Annotated in this window: 22 protein-coding genes and 5 pseudogenes; 21 read left to right on the plus strand and 6 right to left on the minus strand. The window is 69.2% G+C overall.

Features of this window, described 5'->3' with window-relative positions; genetic code table 11:
• The first annotated feature begins 3 nt into the window (after positions 1–3).
• From HK415_RS07135 to typA, 16 genes and pseudogenes are all read left to right on the plus strand, one after another.
• Positions 4–498 carry a (2Fe-2S)-binding protein gene (locus tag HK415_RS07135; protein WP_171557705.1) on the plus strand — a complete coding sequence of 165 codons (495 nt, stop codon included), beginning with the start codon at positions 4–6 and terminating at the stop codon, positions 496–498.
• A gap of 2 nt (positions 499–500) precedes the next feature.
• On the plus strand, positions 501–1,904 hold the full coding sequence (locus HK415_RS26205) for a molybdopterin cofactor-binding domain-containing protein (protein ID WP_309246610.1): 1,404 nt from the start codon (positions 501–503) through the stop codon (positions 1,902–1,904).
• Positions 1,832–2,905, plus strand: coding sequence for a molybdopterin cofactor-binding domain-containing protein (locus tag HK415_RS26210; RefSeq protein WP_309246812.1), 1,074 nt, complete (start codon positions 1,832–1,834; stop codon positions 2,903–2,905). The genes HK415_RS26205 and HK415_RS26210 overlap by 73 nt, the downstream gene beginning before the upstream one ends.
• A 9-nt stretch (positions 2,906–2,914) precedes the next feature.
• A pseudogene (locus tag HK415_RS26920) lies at positions 2,915–3,301 on the plus strand (SRPBCC family protein); the annotation flags it as partial.
• Between the two features lie 204 nt (positions 3,302–3,505).
• Positions 3,506–4,399 carry an AAA family ATPase gene (locus tag HK415_RS26925; protein ID WP_171557707.1) on the plus strand — a complete coding sequence of 298 codons (894 nt, stop codon included), beginning with the start codon at positions 3,506–3,508 and terminating at the stop codon, positions 4,397–4,399.
• Entirely contained in the window at positions 4,393–4,875 is a 483-nt protein-coding gene (locus HK415_RS24680; protein ID WP_253261800.1) for a hypothetical protein, read from the plus strand. Before HK415_RS26925 ends, HK415_RS24680 begins: the two co-directional genes overlap by 7 nt.
• Positions 4,875–5,369 (plus strand): annotated as a pseudogene (locus HK415_RS26930) (VWA domain-containing protein); the annotation flags it as partial. The gene HK415_RS24680 and the pseudogene HK415_RS26930, both read left to right, overlap by 1 nt.
• 59 nt (positions 5,370–5,428) lie before the next feature.
• A complete protein-coding gene (locus HK415_RS25870; RefSeq protein ID WP_256373043.1) occupies positions 5,429–5,563 on the plus strand; it encodes a hypothetical protein in 135 nt (44 codons plus the stop codon).
• Positions 5,560–6,195: a nucleotidyltransferase family protein gene (locus HK415_RS07160; RefSeq protein ID WP_171557709.1), complete on the plus strand. Its 636-nt coding sequence runs from the start codon at positions 5,560–5,562 to the stop codon at positions 6,193–6,195. Before HK415_RS25870 ends, HK415_RS07160 begins: the two co-directional genes overlap by 4 nt.
• A 1-nt stretch (position 6,196) precedes the next feature.
• Positions 6,197–6,766 carry a hypothetical protein gene (locus HK415_RS07165; RefSeq protein WP_171557712.1) on the plus strand — a complete coding sequence of 190 codons (570 nt, stop codon included), beginning with the start codon at positions 6,197–6,199 and terminating at the stop codon, positions 6,764–6,766.
• A 162-nt stretch (positions 6,767–6,928) separates the two neighbouring features.
• A pseudogene (rimP, locus tag HK415_RS07170) lies at positions 6,929–7,509 on the plus strand (ribosome maturation factor RimP).
• Positions 7,506–9,008 carry a transcription termination factor NusA gene (gene nusA / locus HK415_RS07175; RefSeq protein WP_171557714.1) on the plus strand — a complete coding sequence of 501 codons (1,503 nt, stop codon included), beginning with the start codon at positions 7,506–7,508 and terminating at the stop codon, positions 9,006–9,008. Before rimP ends, nusA begins: the two are co-directional and overlap by 4 nt.
• Before the next feature lie 19 nt (positions 9,009–9,027).
• Positions 9,028–11,918: pseudogene (gene infB / locus HK415_RS07180) on the plus strand (translation initiation factor IF-2).
• Positions 11,919–11,920: 2 nt separating this feature from the next.
• Positions 11,921–12,289: a 30S ribosome-binding factor RbfA gene (gene rbfA / locus HK415_RS07185; RefSeq protein WP_171557716.1), complete on the plus strand. Its 369-nt coding sequence runs from the start codon at positions 11,921–11,923 to the stop codon at positions 12,287–12,289.
• A 3-nt stretch (positions 12,290–12,292) separates the two neighbouring features.
• Entirely contained in the window at positions 12,293–13,246 is a 954-nt protein-coding gene (gene truB, locus HK415_RS07190; RefSeq protein WP_171557719.1) for a tRNA pseudouridine(55) synthase TruB, read from the plus strand.
• Positions 13,243–15,069: a translational GTPase TypA gene (typA, locus tag HK415_RS07195; RefSeq protein ID WP_171557721.1), complete on the plus strand. Its 1,827-nt coding sequence runs from the start codon at positions 13,243–13,245 to the stop codon at positions 15,067–15,069. The genes truB and typA overlap by 4 nt, the downstream gene beginning before the upstream one ends.
• Before the next feature lie 26 nt (positions 15,070–15,095).
• Here the strand turns inward: typA and HK415_RS07200 are convergent, their stop codons facing one another.
• The gene (locus HK415_RS07200; protein WP_171557723.1) at positions 15,096–15,518 is read right to left on the minus strand and encodes a hypothetical protein; all 423 of its coding nucleotides are present in this window, start codon (positions 15,516–15,518) and stop codon (positions 15,096–15,098) included.
• An 85-nt stretch (positions 15,519–15,603) separates the two neighbouring features.
• Between HK415_RS07200 and HK415_RS07205 the strand changes: the two genes are divergently transcribed.
• Positions 15,604–16,476 (plus strand): DMT family transporter, encoded by an 873-nt coding sequence (locus HK415_RS07205; protein ID WP_309246612.1) that lies wholly within the window; start codon positions 15,604–15,606, stop codon positions 16,474–16,476.
• The gene (locus HK415_RS07210) at positions 16,473–17,555 is read left to right on the plus strand and encodes an enoyl-CoA hydratase/isomerase family protein (RefSeq protein ID WP_253261802.1); all 1,083 of its coding nucleotides are present in this window, start codon (positions 16,473–16,475) and stop codon (positions 17,553–17,555) included. Before HK415_RS07205 ends, HK415_RS07210 begins: the two co-directional genes overlap by 4 nt.
• Positions 17,556–17,562: 7 nt before the next feature.
• Here the strand turns inward: HK415_RS07210 and HK415_RS07215 are convergent, their stop codons facing one another.
• The 4 genes from HK415_RS07215 to smpB form a co-directional block, all read right to left on the minus strand.
• On the minus strand, positions 17,563–18,378 hold the full coding sequence (locus HK415_RS07215; RefSeq protein ID WP_253261803.1) for an anti-sigma factor family protein: 816 nt from the start codon (positions 18,376–18,378) through the stop codon (positions 17,563–17,565).
• Complete coding sequence (locus HK415_RS07220) at positions 18,378–18,911, minus strand: RNA polymerase sigma factor (RefSeq protein WP_171557729.1); 534 nt, start codon at positions 18,909–18,911, stop codon at positions 18,378–18,380. The genes HK415_RS07215 and HK415_RS07220 overlap by 1 nt, the downstream gene beginning before the upstream one ends.
• Before the next feature lie 61 nt (positions 18,912–18,972).
• A complete protein-coding gene (locus tag HK415_RS07225) occupies positions 18,973–19,341 on the minus strand; it encodes a COG4315 family predicted lipoprotein (protein ID WP_171557732.1) in 369 nt (122 codons plus the stop codon).
• A gap of 80 nt (positions 19,342–19,421) precedes the next feature.
• Entirely contained in the window at positions 19,422–19,895 is a 474-nt protein-coding gene (gene smpB / locus HK415_RS07230) for an SsrA-binding protein SmpB (protein ID WP_171557734.1), read from the minus strand.
• 60 nt (positions 19,896–19,955) lie between these two features.
• Between smpB and HK415_RS07235 the strand changes: the two are divergent.
• Positions 19,956–20,395 (plus strand): annotated as a pseudogene (locus HK415_RS07235) (type II toxin-antitoxin system RatA family toxin).
• 4 nt (positions 20,396–20,399) lie between these two features.
• Positions 20,400–20,726 carry an RnfH family protein gene (locus HK415_RS07240; RefSeq protein ID WP_171557737.1) on the plus strand — a complete coding sequence of 109 codons (327 nt, stop codon included), beginning with the start codon at positions 20,400–20,402 and terminating at the stop codon, positions 20,724–20,726.
• Here HK415_RS07240 and HK415_RS07245 read toward each other — a convergent pair.
• On the minus strand, positions 20,720–21,235 hold the full coding sequence (locus tag HK415_RS07245) for a DUF4124 domain-containing protein (protein WP_171557739.1): 516 nt from the start codon (positions 21,233–21,235) through the stop codon (positions 20,720–20,722). The genes HK415_RS07240 and HK415_RS07245 overlap by 7 nt on opposite strands.
• Positions 21,236–21,358: 123 nt before the next feature.
• On the opposite strand from HK415_RS07245, the gene guaB reads away from it, so the two are divergent.
• Entirely contained in the window at positions 21,359–22,828 is a 1,470-nt protein-coding gene (gene guaB / locus HK415_RS07250; RefSeq protein WP_171557742.1) for an IMP dehydrogenase, read from the plus strand.
• Positions 22,829–22,895: the final 67 nt, after the last annotated feature.

Genomic DNA, 22,895 nt, shown 5'->3' on the forward strand with positions numbered 1-22,895 from the left:
GACATGGCGAACAAGCAACTGGTGGCCTTCAGCCTCAACGGCAAGGACGTGGACGTGGCGGTGGAGCCGCGCGAACTGCTGATCCACACGCTGCGCGAGCGGCTGCTGCACACGGGCCCGCACATCGGCTGCGAGACCTCGCATTGCGGGGCCTGCACCGTGGACGTGAACGGCATGTCCGTCAAGTCCTGCACCATGCTCACCGTGCAGTGCGAGGGCGCGCGCATGGTGACGGTGGAAGGGCTGGAGCAGAACGGCGTGCTGCACGCCCTGCAGCAAGCCTTCCACGAGGAACACGGACTGCAATGCGGCTACTGCACGCCCGGCATGCTGACGCGCGCGTACCGGCTGCTGCAGGAGAACCCCAACCCGAACGAGGAGGAGATCCGCTACTGGATCTCCGGCAACCTGTGCCGCTGCACCGGCTACCAGAACATCGTCAAGGCGGTCCAGTCGGCCGCCCAGAAGCTGGCCACGGCGCAGCTCGAAGGAGCATGACCATGGACTTATCGGAAATCCGGCAACGCGAAGACGCCCTGCAGGGCATGGGCACCTCCCTCCTGCGCAAGGAGGACGCGCGCTTCATCCGCGGTCAGGGCAGCTACGTGGACGACATCAAGCTGCCGGGCATGCTGTTCGGCGCCCTGGTGCGCAGCCCCTACGCGCACGCCCGCATCAAGGGCATCGTCAAGGACAAGGCACTGGCCTCGCCCGGCGTGGTCGCCGTGCTCACCGCCGACGACCTCAAGCCGGTGAACCTGCACTGGATGCCCACGCTGGGCGGCGACGTGCAGGCGGTGCTGGCCGACAAGAAGGTGTGCTTCCAGTTGCAGGAGGTGGCCATGGTGCTGGCCACCGACCGCTATGCCGCGGCCGACGGCGCGGCGCTGGTGGAAGTGGATTACGAGGAGTTGCCGGCGATCGTCGACCCGAAGAAGTCCATGGCGGCCGACGCGCCGGTGATCCGCGAGGACATCGCCGAGAAGAAGGACGTGGGCCACGGCCCGCGCACCCACCCCAACCACATCTTCACCTGGGAAGCGGGCGACAAGGCGGCGGCCGACGCGGCCTTCGCCGGCGCCGCGATCACGGTGCGCGAGGAGATCCTCAACCCGCGCGTGCACCCGTGCCCGCTGGAGACCTGTGGCTGCGTCGCCTCCTTCAGCAAGGCCACGGGCAACCTCACCGTCTACCTCACCAGCCAGGCGCCGCACCTGGTGCGCACTGTGCTGGCCATGCTGTCCGGCATCGCGGAAAGCAAGATCCGCGTGGTCGGCGGCGACATCGGCGGCGGCTTCGGCAACAAGGTGCCGGTGTACCCGGGCTACGTGGTGGCGATCGTCGCCTCCATCGTCACCGGCGTGCCGGTCAAGTGGATCGAATCGCGCATCGACAACATCTCCACCACCGGTTTCGCCCGCGACTACCACGGCATCGGCGAGCTGGCGGCCGACGCCGACGGGCGCATCAAGGGCCTGCGCTTCACCGCGCTGGCCGACCACGGGGCCTTCAATTCGCACGTTTCGGCCACCAAGTTCCCGGCCGGCCTGTTCTCGATCTGCACCGGCTCCTACGCGATTCCCAACGCCTATTGCCGGGTGGATGCGGTCTACACCAACAAGGCGCCCGGCGGGGTGGCCTACCGCTGTTCGCTGCGCGTGACCGAGGCGGTGTACCTGATCGAACGCATGATCGACGTGCTGGCGCAGAAGCGGGCATCGACAAGGCCGAGATCCGCCGGCGCAACTTCGTGCAGAAGGAGCAGTTCCCGTACACCACCTCGCTGGGCTGGACGCTGGACAGCGGCGACTACGTCCCGGCGCTGGAGAAGGTGCTCAAGGCGGTCGACTACGAAGGGCTGCGGCGGCGCGAGCAGGCCGAAAAGCGGGCGAAGGGCGAGCTGATGGGCATCGGCATCTCCACCTTCACCGAGATCGTCGGCGCCGGGCCGACCAAGGCCTGCGACATCCTGGGCATCGGCCTGTTCGACAGCTGCGAGATCCGCGTCCATCCCACCGGCGGCGTGATCGCGCGCCTGGGCACCATGAGCCAGGGCCAGGGCCACGCGACGACCTATGCGCAGATCATCGCCACCGAGCTGGGGCTGCCGGCCAGCGACATCGTGGTGGAAGAGGGCGACACCGACAAGGCGCCCTATGGCGCGGGCACCTGGGGTTCGCGCTCCACGCCGGTGTCGGGCGCGGCCACCGCCAAGGCGGCGCGCAAGATCAGGGAGAAGGCCAGGCAGATCGCGGCCCACCTGCTGGAAGTGGGCGAGGGCGACCTGGAATGGGAAGTGGACCGCTTCACCGTCAAGGGCAACCCCGGCGCGGCCAAGACCATGAAGGAGATCTGCATGGCGGCCCACACCGGCAACCTGCCGGAGGGCATGGAGCAGGGCCTCAACGCGGTGGCCTACTACGACCCGCCCAACCTCACCTATCCCTTCGGCGCCTATGTCTGCGTGGTGGACGTCGACAGGTTCACCGGCGAGGTCAAGGTGCGGCGCTTCTACGCGCTGGACGACTGCGGCACGCGCATCAACCCGATGATCATCGAAGGCCAGATCCACGGCGGCCTCACCGAGGCCTTCGCGGTGGCGTTGGGCCAGCAGGTCCCCTTCGACGAGAACGGCAACCACCTGGGCAACAGCCTGATGGACTACTTCCTGCCGACGGCGGTGGAAACGCCCAAGTGGGAGACCGACCACACCGTCACGCCGTCGCCGCACCACCCGCTGGGCGCCAAGGGGGTGGCCGAGTCGCCGCACGTGGGCGGCATCCCCTGCATCAGCAACGCGGTGGTCGATGCCTTCGCGCACCTGGGCGTGACCCACATGGACATGCCGCACAGCGCGTACCGCGTCTGGCAGCAGTGCCATGCGCTGGGGATCGACCGCCACTGAGGGAGGACCATGAAAGTCCAGCTGGAGAAGTCCTTTCCACTGCCGGCCACTGCGGACGCCGCCTGGGTGCTGCTGCAGGACGTCGAAGCGGTGGCCGGCTGCATGCCCGGCGCGCGCATCACCGAACGCGTCGACGAAAGCCACTACCGCGGCACGGTCACGGTGAAGCTGGGGCCGGCGAGCCTGGCCTTCCGGGGCGAGGTGGAGGTCAGGGAGGTCGATCCCGCCGCGCGCGCCCTGCGGCTGGTGGGACGCGGCACCGACACCACCGGCACCTCGGGCGCGGGGATGGACCTGCACGCGCGCATCGAGGCGGTGGATGCCGCCTCGTGCCGCCTGCAGGGCAACGCCGAGGTCTCCGTCAGCGGCAAGGCCGCGACCTTCGGCGGCCGCCTGATGCAGGGCGTGGCCGACCAGGTGCTGCAGCAGTTCGTCGCCAACTTCTCCGCCCGCCTGCCGACCGTGCAGGCGGGTGAGGCCGTCGTGGCAGAGTCCGCCGCGGCCTGGGTGCAGCCTCCCCCACGCTCAACGGGCTGGCGCTTCTCTGGGCGATGGTGCGCGACTGGTTCCACCAGCTGTTCGCGGCCAAGCGGGCGTGACATGGACGGCGGCCGGATGTCCGAACTCGCCGGCCTGCAGCACGCGCTGGCCGCGGCGGGCTACATCGCCGAGCCGGCGCTGGCCGCGGCGCTGCTGCTGATGCTGGATCTCGAGCGGCCGCTGCTGCTCGAAGGCGACGCCGGCGTCGGCAAGACCGAGGTGGCCAAGGCCCTGGCCACGGTGCGCGGCACCCGCCTGATCCGGCTGCAGTGCTACGAGGGCCTGGACGCGCATTCGGCGATGTACGAGTGGAACTACCAGCGCCAGCTGCTGGCCATCAAGCTGCTGGAGCAGGACGGCCGCAGCATCGCGCAGAAGGAGCAGGACATCTTCTCCGAGCGCTACCTCCTGAAGCGCCCGCTGCTGGAGGCGATCAGCTGCGAGCAGCCGCCGGTGCTGCTGATCGACGAGGTGGACCGCGCCGATGAGGCCTTCGAGGCCTACCTGCTGGAGCTGCTGTCGGACTTCCAGCTGTCGATCCCCGAGCTGGGAACGGTGCGTGCGACCAGCCGGCCGCTGGTGGTGATCACCTCCAACGGCACGCGCGAGCTGTCCGATGCGCTGCGCCGGCGCTGCCTCTATCAATACATCGACTACCCCGACCACGAGAAGGAACTGGCGATCGTGCGCATGAAGGCGCCGCAGGCAGCGCCCGGCTTCGCGCGCCAGATCGTCGCCTTCGTGCAATCCGTGCGGCAGATGGACCTGCAGAAGAAGCCGGGCATCGCCGAAACGCTGGACTGGACGGCGGCGCTGCTGCGCCTGGGCATCTCCGCCATCGACCGCGACGGCACCGAACGCATCCTGCAAACGCTGGGCGCGCTGATCAAGACGCGCGACGACCGCGCCGCCTTCCCGCGCGAAGCGGTCGCGCGACTGGCGGCCGCATGTTGAACACGGCCGTCATCCCCGCGGAGGCGGGGACCCAAGGCGTCCTTCCCTTCGAGAGCCGCGCCGGCGATCGCCTCGCCGGCTTCCCCCGCTTCCTGCGCGCCAACGGCTTCGGCGTGGGCGCCGGCGACGGCGCCGAAGTGCTGCGCGTGGCCGATGCGGTCGGCGTGCTGGACCCCTCCCTCCTGCGCTGGAGCCTCAAGGCCTTGCTGTGCGGGCGCTGCGATGAATGGCGGCGCTTCGACTCGCTGTTCGACGCCTGGTTCCTGCCCGCCAACCGCTGGGCAGCCCCCAGCGGCGAACCGTGGAGGCCCACCGTAGCGGGCAGGGCGCCCTGGCCCACGCCGCCGGACGCCACGCGGCCGACGATCGGGACACGCTGCGCCCGCGCGACGTCGCCAGCCGCGCCGAGTCGCTGGCCACGACGGACTTCCGCGCGCTCGACGACCGGGAGCACCTGCTGGATATCGAAGCCCTGATGCGCCGCTTCGCCCGGCGGCTGCACGCCATCCGCACGCGTCGCCAGGCGCCCGCGCGGCACGGCAACCGGCTGGCGCTGCCGGCCACCATCCGCCGCAGCGTCGCCACCGGCGGCGTGCCCTTCCACCTGTGCTGGCGGTCGCCGCGCCGGGTGCGGCCGCGGCTGGTGCTGCTGCTGGACGTGAGCCGCTCGATGGCGCCCTACAGCTTCTTCTACCTGCGCCTGGCGCGCGCCCTGGCCGCCGAGCTGGCGGACGTGCACAGCTTCATCTTCCACACGCGCATCACCGGCGTGTCGGAGGCTTTGCGCGACCCCGACCCCTGGCGCGCGCAGGAGCGGCTGCACCTGCTGGCGCAGGGCTGGGGCGGCGGCACGCGCATCGGCGAAAGCCTGGCGCAGTTCAATCGCGAGCATGCGCCGCGGCTGGTGCATTCGCGCACGGCGATCCTGGTCCTGAGCGACGGCTACGACACCGGCGACCACGCGCAGCTGGGGCAGGCCCTGGCGCAGCTGCGCCGGCGGGCCCGCCGCCTCGTCTGGCTGAACCCCTGGTGGGCCAGCCGGGCTACGCGCCGGTCAGCGCCGGCATGCAGGCCGCCTTGCCGCACCTGGACCTGCTGGCGCCCGGCGCCAGCCTCGCGGCGATCGCCGCCGTGCTGCCCGAACTCCTGGAGGCTCTCCGATGAACGCCGAACCTGCCTTCCGCTGCTCCGCCGTCGTCCTTGCCGCGGGCCAGTCGTCCCGCATGGGCGGCCCCAACAAGCTGCTGCTGCCGCTGGATGGCGAGCCGCTCGTTCGCCGCACCGTGCGGACCGTGCTCGAGTCCGGCGTGCAGGAGACCGTGGTGGTCACCGGGCACCAGGCCCGCGAGGTGACGCGCGCGGTCTTCGACCTGCCCGTGACCGTGCAGCCCAACCTGCGGCACGAGGACGGCCAGATGCGCTCGGTGGCTGCGGGCGTGGCGGCGCTGGCCCGTGCCACCGACGCGATCCTGGTGTGTCCCGGCGACATGCCGCTGCTGACCGCGGAGGACCTGCTGGCGCTCATCGCCGCCTACCGGGCGCACCCTGACGCGTCCATCGTGATTCCCAGGCACGAAGGCGCGCGCGGCAACCCCATCGTGTTCGCGGCAGCCTATGCCCCCGAAGTCGCGGCGGGCCGGCGCCTGATCGGCTGCCGCAAGCTGGCCCAGCAATATCCCGAGGAGACCTGGTACTTCGAGGCGTCCCACGACCGCTACACGACCGACCTCGACACGCCCGAGGACTACCGGCGCGTGTTGCAGCGGCTGGCCCTGCCGCAGGAAGCGGAGGCCTGAGATGGCCGGCAGCGCCTGGGCGGCCCTGGGCCTGGCCCTGATCCTGGCCGGCCTGTTCGCGCTTTCCCGGCTGCGGCCGGCGCGGGGCGGGCTGACCTCGCCGCAATGGATGCTGCTGCTGGGCGCGGTGGGCATGGCGGCGGGCATGGCGTGGGACGCCCGCCTGGGCGGCCTGGAGACCCTGGCGGCCCTGTGTTCCGGGCCCGTCGACCTGGGCGGCATGCTGGCCTTGCACCTGGCGCAGCTGCCGCTGGCGCACGCCGGCATGCTCGCCGGCGGGCTGGTGGTCGTGCCGCTGATGCCCCGCCTGCGGCGCGGCTGCCGCCGCCAGCTCTGCGCCCAGCTGGGCCAGAACCTGCTGTGCTCGGGCTGGATGGTCGTCGGCATGGCGGCCGGCTCGCTGGTGTTCCTGGAGTTGGCGGGCTGGGCGGGCGCGGTGCGGGAGCCGGCGGCGGTGCTGGCGGGCATGTTCGCCGGCATGGTATGGGGCATGGTTGCCAGCGTCAGCCTGGTGCAGGCCGTGATCCGCCTGAGCTACGGGCCGCCGGCCCGGCCGCGCGCAGGACCTTGAATCCGCGGCCGGCGGCGCCAAGTTGGACGAGGCCGGGGGCGCTTTCACCGCCGCGCAACGATCGGAGCATTGCGAAGCCATGCTTTGGCCGCTACAATACCGGCTTCACGACCAAACGGGCGGGTACCAACCGCCCGTTTTTTTGGCTGATCCATTCCCAACTTGGCACTGCAAGACATCGTCGCACAAACCGTCGCCGGACTCGGCTACGAGCTGGTGGAGCTCGAACGCACCGCCGGGGCACGCTGCGCGTGACGATCGACTTTCCGTGGGAGCCGGCGCAGGGCGAGGAAAAGCTGGTCAACGTCGAGGATTGCGAACGCGTCACGCGCCAGCTGCAGTACACGCTGGAAGTCGAGGAAGTCGACTACAAGCGGCTGGAAGTGTCGTCGCCGGGCATCGATCGCCCGTTGCGCAGCGAGAAGGATTTCGAGCGTTATGCCGGCGAGGTGGTGGACATCACGCTGAAGGCCCCGATGGGGGCGGCCGCGGCCGGCCAGGTCGCCGCCAACCGCCGCAAGTTCCGCGGCTCGCTCGAACGGGCGCCTGACGGAAAGGGCTGGCAGGTCACCTGGAGTGACGCGCCCGAGCCCAAGCCGGGCCAGAAGGTTTCGAAGAAGAAGGAGCCTGCACCGCTGCAGGCCCTGGGTTTCACGCTGGACGAACTGAAGGAAGCGCGTCTGGCACCCATTGTCGATTTCAAGGGGCGCAGACGCGCCGGGGTTCAGGAGCAAGGGAAATGAATCGCGAACTGTTGATGCTGGTGGACGCCATCTCGCGCGAGAAGAACGTCGAACGCGACGTCGTCTTCGGCGCGGTGGAAGCCGCGCTGGCGCAGGCGACCAAGAAGCTGTACCAGGGCGAGGTGGACATCCGCGTGGCGATCGACCGCGACACGGGCGACTACGAGACCTTCCGCCGCTGGCTGGTCGTGCCCGACGAGCAGGGCCTGCAGAACCCCGACGCCGAGGAACTGCTGATGGACGCCAAGGAGCGCGTGGCGGACGCCGAGGCCGGCGAGCACATCGAGGAAGGCATCGAGTCGCTGCCGATCGGCCGCATCGGCGCGATGGCGGCCAAGCAGGTGATCCTGCAGAAGATCCGCGACGCCGAGCGCGAGATGCTGCTGAACGACTTCATGTCGCGCGGCGACAAGATCTTCGTGGGCACCGTCAAGCGCATGGACAAGGGCGACATCATCGTCGAGAGCGGCCGCGTCGAAGGGCGCCTGCGCCGCGGCGAGATGATCCCCAAGGAAAACCTGCGCAACGGCGACCGCGTCCGCGCCATGATCATGGAAGTGGACCTGACGCTGCGCGGCGCGCCCATCATCCTGTCGCGCGCGGCCCCCGAGTTCATGATCGAGCTGTTCCGCCAGGAAGTGCCCGAGATCGAGCAGGGCCTGCTGGAGATCAAGAGCTGCGCCCGCGATCCCGGCAGCCGCGCCAAGATCGCCGTGGTCTCGCACGACAAGCGCGTCGACCCGATCGGCACCTGCGTCGGCGTGCGCGGTTCGCGCGTCAACGCCGTCACCAACGAGCTGGCCGGCGAGCGCGTCGACATCGTGCTGTGGTCGGAAGACCCCGCGCAGTTCGTGATCGGCGCCCTGGCGCCCGCCAACGTGTCTTCCATCGTCGTCGACGAGGAGAAGCACGCGATGGACGTGGTGGTGGACGAGGAGAACCTCGCCATCGCCATCGGCCGCGGCGGCCAGAACGTGCGCCTGGCTTCCGAGCTGACCGGCTGGAAGATCAACATCATGGACGCCAACGAGTCCGCCCAGAAGCAGGCCGAGGAGCAGTCCACGATCCGCGCCCTGTTCATGGAGAAGCTGGACGTCGACGAGGAGATCGCCGACATCCTGATCGTGGAAGGCTTCACCAGCCTGGAGGAAGTGGCCTACGTGCCCATCTCCGAGATGCTGGAGATCGAGTCCTTCGACGAGGACACGGTCAACGAACTGCGTTCGCGCGCCAAGGATGCGCTGCTGACGATGGAGATCGCCCGGGAAGAGAGCGTCGAGGAAGTCTCGCAGGACCTGCGCGACCTCGAAGGCCTGAACCCGCAGCTGATCGCCAAGCTGGCCGACGCCGGCGTGCATACGCGAGACGACCTGGCCGACCTGGCCGTCGACGAACTTACGGACATCACTGGCCAGTCCGCTGAAGAGGCCAAGACCCTGATCATGAAGGCGCGTGAACACTGGTTCACCTCCGCTGCGGCCACGGCCGCCCATGAGTGATGGGAGGAACTGAGAGCACATGTCTAGTACCACCGTCGCCGAGTTCGCCAACGAACTCAAGAAATCGACCGAGACGCTGCTGGAACAGCTGAAGAGCGCCGGCGTGGCCAAGTCCGCGCCGACCGATCCCCTCTCGGATGCGGACAAGCAGAAGCTGCTGGGTTATCTCCAGGCCAGCCACGGCACCGCCTCGCCCGAACGCAAGAAGATCACCCTGGTGAAGAAGTCCACCAGCGAGATCAAGCAGGCGGATTCGACGGGCAAGGCCCGCACGATCCAGGTGGAAGTGCGCAAGAAGCGCACCTTCATCAAGCGCGACGAGGGCTCCGACACGGCCGTCGTGGAGGCGCCGGAGACGGCCGCCTCGGCGCAGCAGTCCGCCGAGGAGGCCGAACTCGCCCGCCGCGAGGAGGAAGCCCGCCGCCAGGCCGAACTGATCCGCCGCCAGGAGGAAGAACTGGCCGCCAAGCGCCGCGAGCGCGAGGAGCAGGAAGCCCGCCAGCGCGCCGAGGAAGAAGCGCGTGCCGCCGCCGAGAAGGCCGCCGAGCAGCGCGCGGAAGCCTATTCCGCGGCCCAGGCCGGCGCCAGCGCCGCCAAGGCCGCCGAAGCGGAAGCCGCCCAGGCCGTGGCCAAGGCGCAGACCGAAGCCCGCGACAAGGCCGCCGCCGAAGCGCGCGAGAAGGCCGCCGCCGAATCGAAGGCCCGTGCCGACGAGGAAGCCGTGCGCGCCCGCGACCTGCAGGAACGCCGCCGCAAGGCCGAAGCCGAGGCCGCCGCCATCCGTTCCATGATGGCCACGCCCAAGAAGGTGCTGGTCGCCAAGAAGCCGGAAGAAGCCAAGCCGGTCGCCAAGGCGCCGGAACCCGGCAAGCCGGGCGTCAAGGGCACGCTGCACAAGCCGCCGGCACAGCCGCCGCGGCCGGGCGCGCCCGGCACCGCCGCGCCCGCCGCCCCCGGCGCCGGCAAGGAAGTGAAGTCCGCCAAGCTGTCCTCCAGCTGGGCGAACGATCCGGCCAAGAAGAAGGAAATCAAGACCCGCGGCGACACGTCCGGCGGCGTCGGCCGCAATTCGTGGCGCGGCGGCCCCCGTGGCGGCCGGCGCGACCACCGCGACCGCGACGACCACCACGCGCAGGCCGCGCCGGTGGAGCAGCGCGTCATCGAAGTGCACGTGCCGGAAACCATCACGGTGTCCGAGCTGGCGCACAAGATGGCCGTCAAGGCCTCCGAAGTGATCAAGGCGCTGATGAAGATGGGCCAGCTGGTCACCATCAACCAGTCGCTGGACCAGGACACGGCCATGATCGTGGTCGAGGAACTGGGCCACAAGGCGGTCACGGCCGCCCTGGACGACCCGGAAGCCTTCACCGAGGAAGACACCGCCGCGACCACGGCGGAGTCGCTGCCGCGCGCTCCCGTGGTGACCGTCATGGGCCACGTCGACCACGGCAAGACCTCGCTGCTGGACTACATCCGCCGCGCCAAGGTGGCGGCGGGCGAAGCCGGCGGCATCACGCAGCACATCGGCGCCTACCACGTGGAAACGCCGCGCGGGATGATCTCCTTCCTGGACACCCCGGGCCACGAGGCGTTCACCGCCATGCGTGCCCGCGGCGCCCAGGCGACCGACATCGTGATCCTGGTGGTGGCCGCGGACGACGGCGTCATGCCGCAGACCAAGGAAGCCATCAAGCACGCGAAGGCGGCCGGCGTTCCCATCGTCGTGGCCATCAACAAGATGGACAAGCCGGATGCCAACCAGGACCGCGTCCGCCAGGAACTGGTGGTCGAGGAAGTGGTGCCGGAAGAGTACGGCGGCGAGTCGCCGTTCGTGCCGGTGTCCGCCAAGACCGGCCAGGGCATCGACGACCTGCTGGAGCAGGTGCTGCTGCAGGCCGAAGTGCTGGAACTGAAGGCGCCGGTGGACGCGATGGCCAAGGGCCTCGTGATCGAGGCGCAGCTGGACAAGGGCCGCGGCCCGGTCGCCACCGTGCTGGTGCAGTCCGGCACGCTGAAGACCGGCGACGTGGTGCTGGCCGGCCAGACCTTCGGCCGCGTGCGCGCCATGCTGGACGAGAACGGCAAGAGCATCAAGTCGGCCGGTCCCTCCATCCCGGTGGAGATCCAGGGCCTGACGGAAGTGCCGCAGGCGGGCGACGAGTTCATGGTGATGGGCGACGAGCGCCGCGCGCGCGAGATCGCCACCTACCGTGCCGGCAAGTTCCGCAACACGAAGCTGGCCCGCCAGCAGGCCGCCAAGCTGGAGAACATGTTCTCCGACATGACGGCGGGCGCGGTCAAGACGGTGCCCATCATCATCAAGGCCGACGTGCAGGGTTCGCAGGAAGCGCTGGCGCAGTCGCTGCTGAAGCTGTCGACCGAAGAGGTCAAGGTGCAGTGGTGTATGCGGGCGTGGGCGGCATCAGCGAGTCCGACGTCAACCTGGCGATCGCCGCCAAGGGCGTGATCATCGGCTTCAACGTGCGTGCCGATGCCGGCGCGCGCAAGCTGGCCGAAGGCAACGGCATCGACATCCGCTACTACAACATCATCTACGACGCGGTCGACGAGCTGAAGGCCGCGATGTCGGGCATGCTGGCACCGGAGAAGCGCGAAGAGGTGATCGGCTCCGCCGAGATCCGCACGGTGTTCGTGGCCTCCAAGATCGGCACGGTGGCCGGTTGCATGGTCACCTCCGGCACCGTCACCCGCAGCGCGCATTTCCGCCTGCTGCGCGACAACGTGGTGATCTACACCGGCGAGCTCGAGTCGCTCAAGCGCCTCAAGGACGACGTGCGCGAAGTCAAGGAAGGCTTCGAGTGCGGCATCAAGCTGAAGAACTACAACGACATCAAGGAAGGCGACCAGCTCGAGTTCTTCGAAGTCAAGGAAATCGCCCGCACGCTGTAACGATGAAGCGCAAGGCAGCCACCCCCAACCGCGGCTTCAAGGTCGCCGACCAGATCCAGCGCGACCTGTCGGAGCTGATCGCGCGCGAGCTGAAGGACCCGCGGGTGGGGATGGTGACGATCAACGCCGTGGAGGTGACGCCGGACTATGCGCACGCCAAGGTGTTCTTCAGCATCCTGGTGGGCGACCCCGAGGAGACCACGGAGGCCCTGAACCAGGCCGCCGGCTTCCTGCGCAACCACCTGTTCAAGCGCCTGCACATCCACACCGTGCCGACGCTGCATTTCCAGTTCGACCGCACGACCGAGCGCGCGGCCGACATGAACGCCCTGATCGCCAAGGCCGTTTCCTCCCGTTCCAAGGAGGAGTAGGCTATGCAAGCGCCACGCACCAGGGTGCAGCGGCGCCCTGTGCATGGGGTGTTGCTGCTCGACAAGCCGCTGGGTCTCTCCAGCAACGACGCGCTGCAGAAGGCCAAGTGGCTGCTGCGCGCGGAAAAGGCCGGCCACACCGGCACGCTCGATCCCATGGCCACCGGCGTGCTGCCGCTGTGCTTCGGGGCGGCGACGAAATTCAGCCAGCTGCACCTGGATGCGGACAAGGCTTACGAGGCGGTGGCGCAGCTGGGCGTGCGGACGGCCTCGGCGGACAGTGAAGGCGAAGTGATCGCGCGGCGGGACGTGCCGGCGATCACGGCGGAAACGCTCGCCGAAGTGCAGCATCGGTTCACCGGCGCGATCGCGCAGGTGCCGCCGATGCACAGTGCATTGAAGAAGGACGGCAAGGCGCTGTACGAGTACGCGCGCGCCGGCATCGAGGTGGAGCGCGAGGCGCGCCAGGTCACGGTGTCCGGGCTGGAGCTGTCCCTGCTGGACGCCACGCGGCTGAAGATCGTCGCGCGCGTCAGCAAGGGAACCTACATCCGGACGCTCGGCGAGGACATCGGCCAGGCGCTGGGATGCGGCGCGCACCTGCTGTCGCTGCGAAGGATTGCCACCGGGCCCTTCGAGCTTCCGCAATGCATCACGCTGGCGGAACTCGAGGCCCTGGACGAGTCTGAGAGACAGGCGCGCCTGCTGCCCGTCGAGTCCCTGCTGCCCGGCCACGTGCGTGTCACGCTGGGGCCGGAAGATGCGGGGCGCTTCCTGAGCGGCCTGCGCCGCCGGGGCGGCTGGCGCGATGCAGAACAGGTTGCCGTGTTCGGGGAGTCGCCGCCGGCGCTCCTGGGCACCGCCCATGTGAAGGCCGGCGAACTGATCCCGTCGCGCCTGTTGAGCCCGATCGAAATCCAGCAAATCCTCGGGGTGCCCGAGCCAGAGAACGTATGACGCAAATCCGAAACATCGCCATCATCGCCCACGTCGACCACGGCAAGACCACCATGGTCGACCAGCTCCTGCGCCAGTCCGGCACCTTCGCCGAGCACGAGAAGGTGGTCGACACGGTCATGGACAACAACGCCATCGAGCGCGAGCGCGGCATCACCATCCTGGCCAAGAACTGCGCCGTGAGCTGGAAGGGCACGCACATCAACATCGTCGACACCCCCGGCCACGCGGACTTCGGCGGCGAGGTGGAGCGCGCGCTGTCGATGGTCGACGGCGTGGTGCTGCTGATCGACGCCCAGGAAGGCCCGATGCCGCAGACCCGCTTCGTCACCAAGAAGGCTCTGGCCCTGGGCCTGCGGCCCATCCTGGTGGTGAACAAGGTCGACAAGCCCGGCGCGAACCCCGACAAGGTGGTCAATGCCGCCTTCGACCTGTTCGACAAGCTCGGCGCCACCGACGACCAGCTGGACTTCCCGGTGGTCTACGCCTCCGGCATCAACGGCTGGTCCTCGCTGGAAGAGGGCGCGCCGGGCGAGCAGTGGGGCAAGGACATGTCGGCCCTGTTCGACACCATCCTGTCGCACGTGCCCGAGCACGAGGGCGACAAGGACGCGCCGCTGCAGCTGCAGATCTCCGCGCTGGACTACTCCAGCTTCGTCGGCCGCATCGGCGTGGGCCGCGTCAACGCCGGAACCATCCGCCCGATGATGGAAGTGATGGTCATGGAAGGCCCGGACGGCAAGGCCATCAAGGGCAAGGTCAACCAGGTGCTGACCTTCGAGGGCCTGACGCGCGTGCAGGTGAAGGAAGCCGGCCCCGGCGACATCGTCCTGATCAACGGCATCGAGGACATCGGCATCGGCGTGACCATCACCGATCCGCTCAATCCGCAGCCGCTGCCGATGCTGAAGATCGACGAGCCGACGCTGACGATGAACTTCTGCGTCAACACCAGCCCGCTGGCCGGCCGCGAAGGCAAGTACGTCACCAGCCGCCAGATCTGGGACCGCCTGCAGAAGGAACTGCAGTCCAACGTGGCGCTGCGCGTCAAGGAAACCGACGAAGAGGGCGTGTTCGAGGTGATGGGTCGCGGTGAACTGCACCTGACCATCCTGGTGGAGAACATGCGCCGCGAGGGCTACGAACTGGCCGTGTCCAAGCCGCGCGTGGTGTTCCGCACCGTCAACGGCGAGAAGCACGAGCCGATCGAGCTGGTCACGGCCGACATCGAGGACCAGCACCAGGGCGGCGTGATGCAGGCGCTGGGCGAGCGCAAGGGCGAACTGGTGAACATGGAACCGGACGGCCGCGGCCGCGTGCGCCTGGAATACCGCATCCCGGCACGGGGCCTGATCGGCTTCTCCAACGAGTTCATGAACCTCACGCGCGGCTCGGGCCTGATCTCCAACATCTTCGACGGCTACGAGCCCTTCAAGGGCGAGATCGCCAGCCGCAAGAACGGCGTGCTGATCTCCATGGACGACGGCGAGATCTTCACCTACGCGCTGGGCAAGCTGGACGATCGCGGCCGCATGTTCGTCAAGCCCAACGACCCGGTGTACGAAGGCATGATCGTCGGCATCCACAACCGCGACAACGACCTGGTGGTCAACGCCACCCGCACCAAGCAGCTGACCAACTTCCGCGTGTCCGGCAAGGAAGACGCGATCAAGGTCACGCCGCCGATCGACCTCACGCTGGAATACGGCGTGGAGTTCATCGAGGACGACGAGCTGGTGGAGATCACGCCCAAGTCGGTGCGCCTGCGCAAGCGCTTCCTGAAGGAGCACGATCGCAAGCGCGCCCTGCGCGAAGCGGCGTAAGGACGGGCGCTGCAGGGACCGGCGCTTCAGGGCGCCAGGTTTTCCCGTTCCTCGGCGGCGCGGGCCTTGGGGCCGCCGATCAGCAGCACCCGCTCGCCGGCGCGCCAGCGCCCCGTGGTGCTCTCGCTCGACTCGCGGGCGGAGCCGTCGCGCATGCGCACCGTGAATTCGTAGACCGGCAGGCCGGTCGCCGGATCGGTGTGCCGGATGCTCTCCACCGACCCGCAGGAAGCGCAGTCTTCCGCCGAGCGGGTCCGCGTGCCCGGAGCCACCACCGGGACACCCGCGGGCGCGACGACGATCGTGACGCCTTCCGGCCAGAGAACGAAGACGACCACGGCGACCGCCGCGACCACCGTGGTGAGGGCGGTGGCGGCGATGACCAGGGGCAGGGCCAGGCGGCTGCGCCGCGGCGGGGCGGCTGGGGAGGGGGCGATGTCGGGAACCATCCCGCAGGATGGGGCCTGCCGCAGCCCTTGTCTGTACGGCAGCGGACGCGTTGATAACATCCGGGCGAACGAAAACAAGAACGAAGTGAAACTCACCCACACCCAGGCCGTGTTCCTCATGGTCGCCGTGACCCTCATGTGGTCCATCGCCGGCGTGATCACGCGCCACCTCGAGCACGCGCGCAGCTTCGAAGTCACCTTCTGGCGCAGCTTCTTCACCATGCTGTCCCTGCTGGTGATCCTGCCCTTCTTCCAGGGCCGCGTCGTGTTCGCGAAGATCCGCGACGGCGGCTGGGCGCTGTGGCTGTCCGGCCTGTGCTGGAGCGTGATGTTCACCGCCTTCATGGTGGCGCTCACGCTCACCAGCGTCGCCAACGTGCTGGTGACCATGGCGCTCGGGCCCTTCCTCACCGCGCTGATCGCGCGCATCTTCATCGGCCACCGCATCCCGGCCCGCACCTGGGCGGCCATCCTGGTGGCCGGCGCCGGCATCGCCTGGATGTACGGCGCGCAGCTGGAAGGGGGCCAGCTGGCCGGCACGCTGGTGGCGCTGTTCGTGCCCCTGGCCAGCGGGGTGAACTGGACGATCACGCAGCGCGCGCACGCGCAGGGCCGCAACGTGGACCTGGTGCCCGCCGTGCTGGTGGGCGCGGTGATCTCCTCGCTCGTCACGCTGCCGCTGGCGATGCCGCTGCGCGCGTCCGCCCACGACGTCGGCCTGCTGGCGATCCTCGGCTTGGTGCAGCTCGCGATCCCGTGCGCGCTGGCGGTGGTCTGCGCCCGGGTGCTGAAGGCGCCCGAGATCGCGCTGCTGGCGCTGCTGGAGATCATCTTCGGCATCGTGCTGGCCTGGGTGGGCGCCAACGAGATTCCGAGCCAGACCGTGCTGGCGGGCGGCGCGCTGGTCCTGGGCGCGCTGGTGGTCAACGAACTGGTGGGATGGAGGCAGAGGGCATGAGCGACGTTGTTTCGGAAGTGCGCGGCAGCGCGGGATTGATCACCCTGAACCGGCCCAAGGCGCTCAATGCGCTGTCGCTCGGCATGATCCGCGACCTGACCGCGGCACTGCTCGCCTGGCGCGACGATCCGCGGGTGGAACGCGTCGGCGTGCGCGGCATGGGCAAGGAAGGCCCGTTCGGCGCCTTCTGCGCCGGCGGCGACATCCGCTTCTTCCACCAGGCGGTGCTGGCCGGCGATCCGCGGCTGGAGGACTTCTTCACCGAGGAATACTCGCTCAACCACCTGATCCACGCCTACCCGAAGCCCTACGTCGTCTTCATGGACGGCATCTGCATGGGCGGCGGCATGGGGATCTCGGCGCACGGCAGCGACTACGGGCTGCGCATCGCCACCGAGCGCACGAAGATGGCCATGCCGGAGACCAACATCGGCCTGTTCCCCGACGTCGGCGGCGGCTGGTTCCTCGCGCGCTGCCCGGGCCGCATCGGCGAGTACCTCGCGCTTACGGGGCAGCTGATCGCCGGTGCCGACGCGGTCGCCGCGCGCCTGGCAGACGGCGTGCTGCCTTCCGCGGAGCTGCCCACGGTATGGGAGAGCCTGGCCGACGGCGAGCGCTTCGAGCGGGTGCGCGAGGCGCTGCGGGCCGCTCCGCCGCCGGCGAGCATCTTCGCCGCACGGCGCGCCGACATCGATCATTTCTTCGCGCTGCCTTCGGTGCCGGACATCGTTCGGGCGCTGGAGGCCGATGCGGGCAGCTGGGCCGCCGAAACCGCGGCCTTGCTGCGCAAGCGCTCGCCGCTGATGCTGCAGGTCACGCTGGAACACCTGCGGCGCGCGCGGCACATGACCCTGGCGGCCGACCTGCGCATGGAGCGCGACATGGTGCGGCAGTGCTTCCACCTGCGTCCCGGCACGGCGAGCGAGACCTTCGAAGGCATCCGCGCACTGGCCATCGACAAGGACCATGCGCCGCGATGGAATCCCGCGCGCATCGAGGACGTGACGCCGGAGATGGTGGCCGCGTTCTTCGCCAGCCCGTGGCCGGCGCACGCGCACCCGCTGCGCGGATTGGGGTGAGGCGCCCTTACAGCTGCTTGTAGACGCTCTCCGCCAGCACCAGCAGCCCCTGCCGCGGCAGCCGGCCCGTGAGGGCATAGCCGAAGCCCTGGTCGACCCAGTAGAAGCTCGCCACGCCGGACTCGCTGGTGAAGCGGAAGGCGGTCTCGCCCACGCCCTTGGCCGCCGCGCCCTCGATCGCGCCCACGTAGAGCGTGACGCGCTCGCCGGCCGTGTTCTGGTACATGAACTGCGCCCGCGCGCCGCCTTCGCCGGGCAGCAGGCGTCCGCCCACGAGCTCATAGCCGGCCGGTGCCAGGTTGGGGACCTTCAGCTGCCGGTTCAGGCGCTTGGAGAGCCACTGCACCAGGTGCTGCTGCTGCGAGGCCTCGACCTCCACCGGGTGCCGCACCTCGGGCATGTAGACCACGTGCGCCGTGACGGCCTGGCGCGCGAAGGTGCGCACGCCGGAGCCGCTGTTGACCACCTGCGTCTGCCATTGCGAGTGCGCGCCCCAGCCGAGGCCGAAGGACAGCAGCACGGCGGCGGCCATCCCGCCCCAGCGCTGCCACTGGGCGAAGCGGTTGCTGCGCTGGTGCAGCTGCATCGCCGCGTGCAGCAGGTGGGCGGGCACCGGTTCGAGCAGCATCTCCGGGTGCAGCGTGCGCAGCGCGTGGCGCTGCAGCTTCCAGTCACGCACGCGCTGGGCGGCTTCCGGGTCGTTCGCCAGCCGGGCCTCGACGTCCGCGCGGCGCGACCGGTCCAGCCGGCCGTCGACGTAGGCATGCAGTTCTGCTTCGCCGTCCGGCAGCAGGTCGTTGTCGTCCATCATCGTCTTTTCCATCACTTCAGCCTCCGCAACGCCGTCGCCTGCGCCGCCGCGGCGGGTGCGCGCCCGTCCATCAGGTCCCGCAGGCGCGCGCGGGCCCGCGAAAGCCTGGACATCACGGTGCCGATCGGCACGCCCGTGATGCGTGCCGCTTCCTCGTAGCCCAGGTCCTGGAGCGTCACGAGGAGCAGCACCTCCCTTTGTTCCGGTGGCAGCCGCAGCAGGCAGCGCTGCAGGTCCATCGCCTGGTCCGGCACGCCTGCCGGCGACTGCAGTTCATGCGCGACGTCGTCCACGTCCACCTGCTGGCTCGCCTGCTGCCGCACCGCGCGCCGCGCGGAGTCCACGAACAGGTTGTGCATCAGCGTGAACAGCCAGGCGCGCAGGTCGCTGCCGGCGGACCACAGCTGCCAGCGTTCGCAGGCGCGTTCCAGCGTGTCCTGCACCAGGTCGTCCGCGGCCCAGGCATCGCCGGTGAGCGAACGGGCGTAACGGCGCAGGTCCGGGATGTGCACGACCAGGCTGTTGGTGGCGGATGGACTGTTCATGCGTGGAGACTAGCCCAGGAACGCCGTCAGCGAAACTGGGGCTTCCGGCCGGCCGGTACTTTCAGGGCCGCGCGAGGCGCCACACGTTGTTGACGCCGTCGCCGGTGCGGTCGCCAGGCCGGGTGTCCTTCACCCAGTAGTAGACCGGCTTGCCACGGTACGCCCACTGGCGGCTGCCGTCGTCGCGCACCACGATCGTCCAGTCGCCATATGGCGTGGCGGTCGCGCCGGCCATCAGGGGCGGCCAGTTCGCGGCGCAAGGGCCGTTGCACACCGACTTGCCGGAGGCCGCCACGTCGCGGTCGAACGTGTACAGCGTCATGTTGTTGGGACCGACGAACACGCCGTCGGCCACGCGCGCCGGTCCGGGCGACATGACGGCACAGGCGGCAAGCAGGGCGGTGCAGGCGAGGGCGGCAAGGCGGCGCATGGGGATCTCCTGTTGGAATGGTTCTCCCTGCATGAACGCGGCCCGTGCGCCCTTTATTCCGCCCCGCCGCCGGTCGGGGATCAGCGGTGGCGCTGCTTCATGGCGCGCTCGACCTCGCGCTTGCCTTCGCGGTCCTTGATCACGTCGCGCTTGTCGTGCGTGGCCTTGCCCTTGGCCAGCGCGATCTCGCACTTGACCTTGCCCGCTTTCCAGTACATCTGGATCGGCACGAGCGTATGCCCCTTCTGCTCCACCTTGCCGATCAGGCGGCGGATTTCGTCCTTGTGCATCAGCAGCTTCTTGGTGCGCTGCTGTTCCGGGTTGACGTGGGTGGACGCGGTCTTCAGCGGGGTGATCTGGCAACCGATCAGGAACAGCTCGCCGTCGCGGATGACGACGTAGCCGTCGGTGAGCTGGGCCTTCCCCTCGCGGGCCGCCTTCACCTCCCAGCCTTGCAGCACCACGCCGGCCTCGAACCGCTCCTCGAAGAAGTAGTTGAAGGCCGCTTTCTTGTTGTCGGCGATGCGGGAGGGTGTTTCTTTCTTTTGCGCCATGAACTGACAGGTTGGGTCGACGGCGGCTCTCTACAATCCCGCGCGGGCCCGCAATTCTCCATGAAAACCGTCCACAAGTCCGTGCTCATCTGGTACAGCGCCGAAGAGATGTTCGCGCTGGTCACCGACGTCGCGAAGTACAGCGAATTCCTGCCCTGGTGCGACCGCTCCCACGTGATCGCGCTGGAGCCTGACGGCATGAAGGCGGAGATCGGCATCAATTTCTCCGGCATCCACCAGACCTTCACCACGCGCAACTCGCACGTGGCGGGGCGCGAGGTGCGCATGAAGCTGGTGGACGGGCCCTTCTCCAACCTGGACGGATGCTGGAAGTTCCACCCCTGGGCGAGGGCGGCCAGCGCGCCTGCAAGGTCACGCTGGAACTGCAATACGCCTTCAAGAGCCAGGCGCTCGCCACCCTGGTGGGACCGGTGTTCGACCGCATCGCGGGCAACCTGGTGGATGCCTTCGTGAAACGGGCCGAACAGGTCTACGGCTGAAGCGATGCCGCGCGTGACCGTTTCCTTTTCCCCGCGGCCGCGCGAGGTGCTGGAGTGGGCGCTGGACGTGCCCGAAGGCAGCACCGCGCGGGAAGCGGTGCTGGCCAGCGGCTGGCAGGACTGCTGCCCCGGCGCGGAGCCGGCCGATCTGGGCATCTGGGGTCGCCGCTGCACGGGGCAGCAGGCGGTGCGCGAAGGGGACCGGATCGAGGTGTACCGGCCGCTGGTGGTGGACCCGAAAGTGGCCCGCCGCGAACGCTTCCGCAAGCAGGGCGCCCGCGCCGCCGGCCTGTTCGCACAGCGGCGCCCGGGCGCGAAACCGGGTTACTGACGGTCGGACTTGCAGTCGCGGGCGATCACCCCGTCGAGGTGCTTGAGCTCCGCGGTCCGCTGCTTGTCGTCCAGGATCTCGCGCTCGCCCTTGTCGTTCACGCGCGAGATGCGCACGCCGGTGTCGTAGGTGGCCTTCGCGGACCTGGCGCGCGTGCAGTTCTCGGCCCGCATCGCGGCGACCTTTTCCTCCTGCGCCTTCTTCTTCTCGGCCTCGGCGGCGTCCATCTGCTTCTTCTTTTCGTCCAGGACCTTGTCCTTGCCGGTGACCTTGGGCAGCGCGGGGGCGGCCGCGGCGGTTGCGGCCGCGGTTTCCGCCGCGGGCTGCGCATCGACCGAGCGGCCGCGCGGGCCGGGGCGCTTGAGGATCTTGTCCGCCGCGATCTCGGGCGGCGGTGCCTGGTCGCTGAAGACCTTGCGGCCCGACTTGTCGATCCATTGCCACTGGGCCGAGGCAAGCAGCGGCACGAGGCAGGCGAGGGCGAGCAGGGCGGTACGTGCGGATTTCATCGCTTCAGTTTAGCTCGGCGGCGCACGGGCGCACCCTGGCGATTCCCTCAGCGTGGCGCCGCAGCCCCACGCGGGTCGTGCGAAATTGCACACGGGTACAATCCTTCTTTTGGAGCCTTCACGATGCGCCTTCTCGGAAAAGCGCTCACCTTCGACGACGTGTTGCTGGTGCCGGCGTTCTCCCAGGTCCTGCCCAAGGACACCTCCCTCTCCACCCAGCTCTCCCGCAACATCCAGCTGAACCTGCCGCTGGTGTCCGCCGCGATGGACACGGTGACGGAAGCCCGCCTGGCGATCTCCATCGCCCAGGAAGGCGGCATCGGCATCGTCCACAAGAACCTCACGCCGCAGCAGCAGGCCGCCGAGGTGGCGCGGGTGAAGCGCTACGAATCCGGCGTGCTGCGCGACCCCGTCGTGATCACGCCGCAGCACACGGTGCGCCAAGTCCTCGCCATGCAGGAGCAGCTGGGCATCTCCGGCTTCCCGGTGATCGATGGCGGCCGGGTGGTGGGCATCGTCACCGGCCGCGACCTGCGCTTCGAGACGCGCTACGACGTGCCGGTCAGCCAGATCATGACGCCGCGCGACAAGCTGGTGACGGTGCGCGAAGGCACCAGCGCCGCCGAGGCCAAGGCGCTCCTGAACAAGCACAAGCTGGAACGCCTGCTGGTGATCAATGACGCCTTCGAGCTCAAGGGCCTGATCACCGTCAAGGACATCACCAAGCAGACCAGCTTCCCGAACGCCGCGCGCGACGCCAGCGGCCGCCTGCGCGTGGGCGCCGCGGTCGGCGTGGGCGAGGGCACCGAGGAACGCGTGGAAGCGCTGGTGAAGGCCGGCGTCGACGTGATCGTGGTGGACACCGCGCACGGCCACAGCAAGGGCGTGATCGACCGCGTGCGCTGGGTCAAGCAGAACTACCCGCAGGTGGACGTGATCGGCGGCAACATCGCCACCGGCGCCGCGGCCAAGGCCCTGGTGGAAGCCGGCGCCGACGCGGTGAAGGTGGGCATCGGCCCCGGCTCCATCTGCACCACGCGCATCGTCGCCGGCGTCGGCGTGCCGCAGATCACCGCCATCGACAACGTCGCGACGTCATTGGCCGGCAGCGGCGTGCCGCTGATCGCCGACGGCGGCATCCGCTACTCGGGCGACATCGCCAAGGCCATTGCCGCGGGCGCCAGCAGCGTGATGATGGGCGGCATGTTCGCCGGCACCGAGGAGGCGCCGGGTGAGACCGTGCTGTTCCAGGGCCGCAGCTACAAGAGCTACCGTGGCATGGGCTCCATCGGCGCCATGCAGCAGGGCAGCGCCGACCGCTACTTCCAGGAAGCGACCACCGGCAACCCGAACGCCGACAAGCTGGTGCCCGAAGGCATCGAGGGCCGGGTTCCCTACAAGGGCTCGCTGGTCGCCATCGTGTACCAGATGGCCGGCGGCGTGCGTGCCGCCATGGGCTACTGCGGCTGCGCCAGCATCGAGGAGATGCGCTCGCGGGCGGAGTTCGTCCAGATCACCGCGGCGGGCATGCGCGAGAGCCACGTGCACGACGTGCAGATCACCAAGGAAGCGCCGAACTACCGGGCGGATTGATCTGGCCAGATTTGCGGATTCAGGCCTGATCGAGTAAACTGGCCTAAACTCAATTTCTGGCCAGACT

The organism is Ramlibacter montanisoli, from assembly GCF_013087525.1.
In the GTDB taxonomy this organism is placed as follows: Bacteria; Pseudomonadota; Gammaproteobacteria; order Burkholderiales; family Burkholderiaceae_C; genus Ramlibacter; species Ramlibacter montanisoli.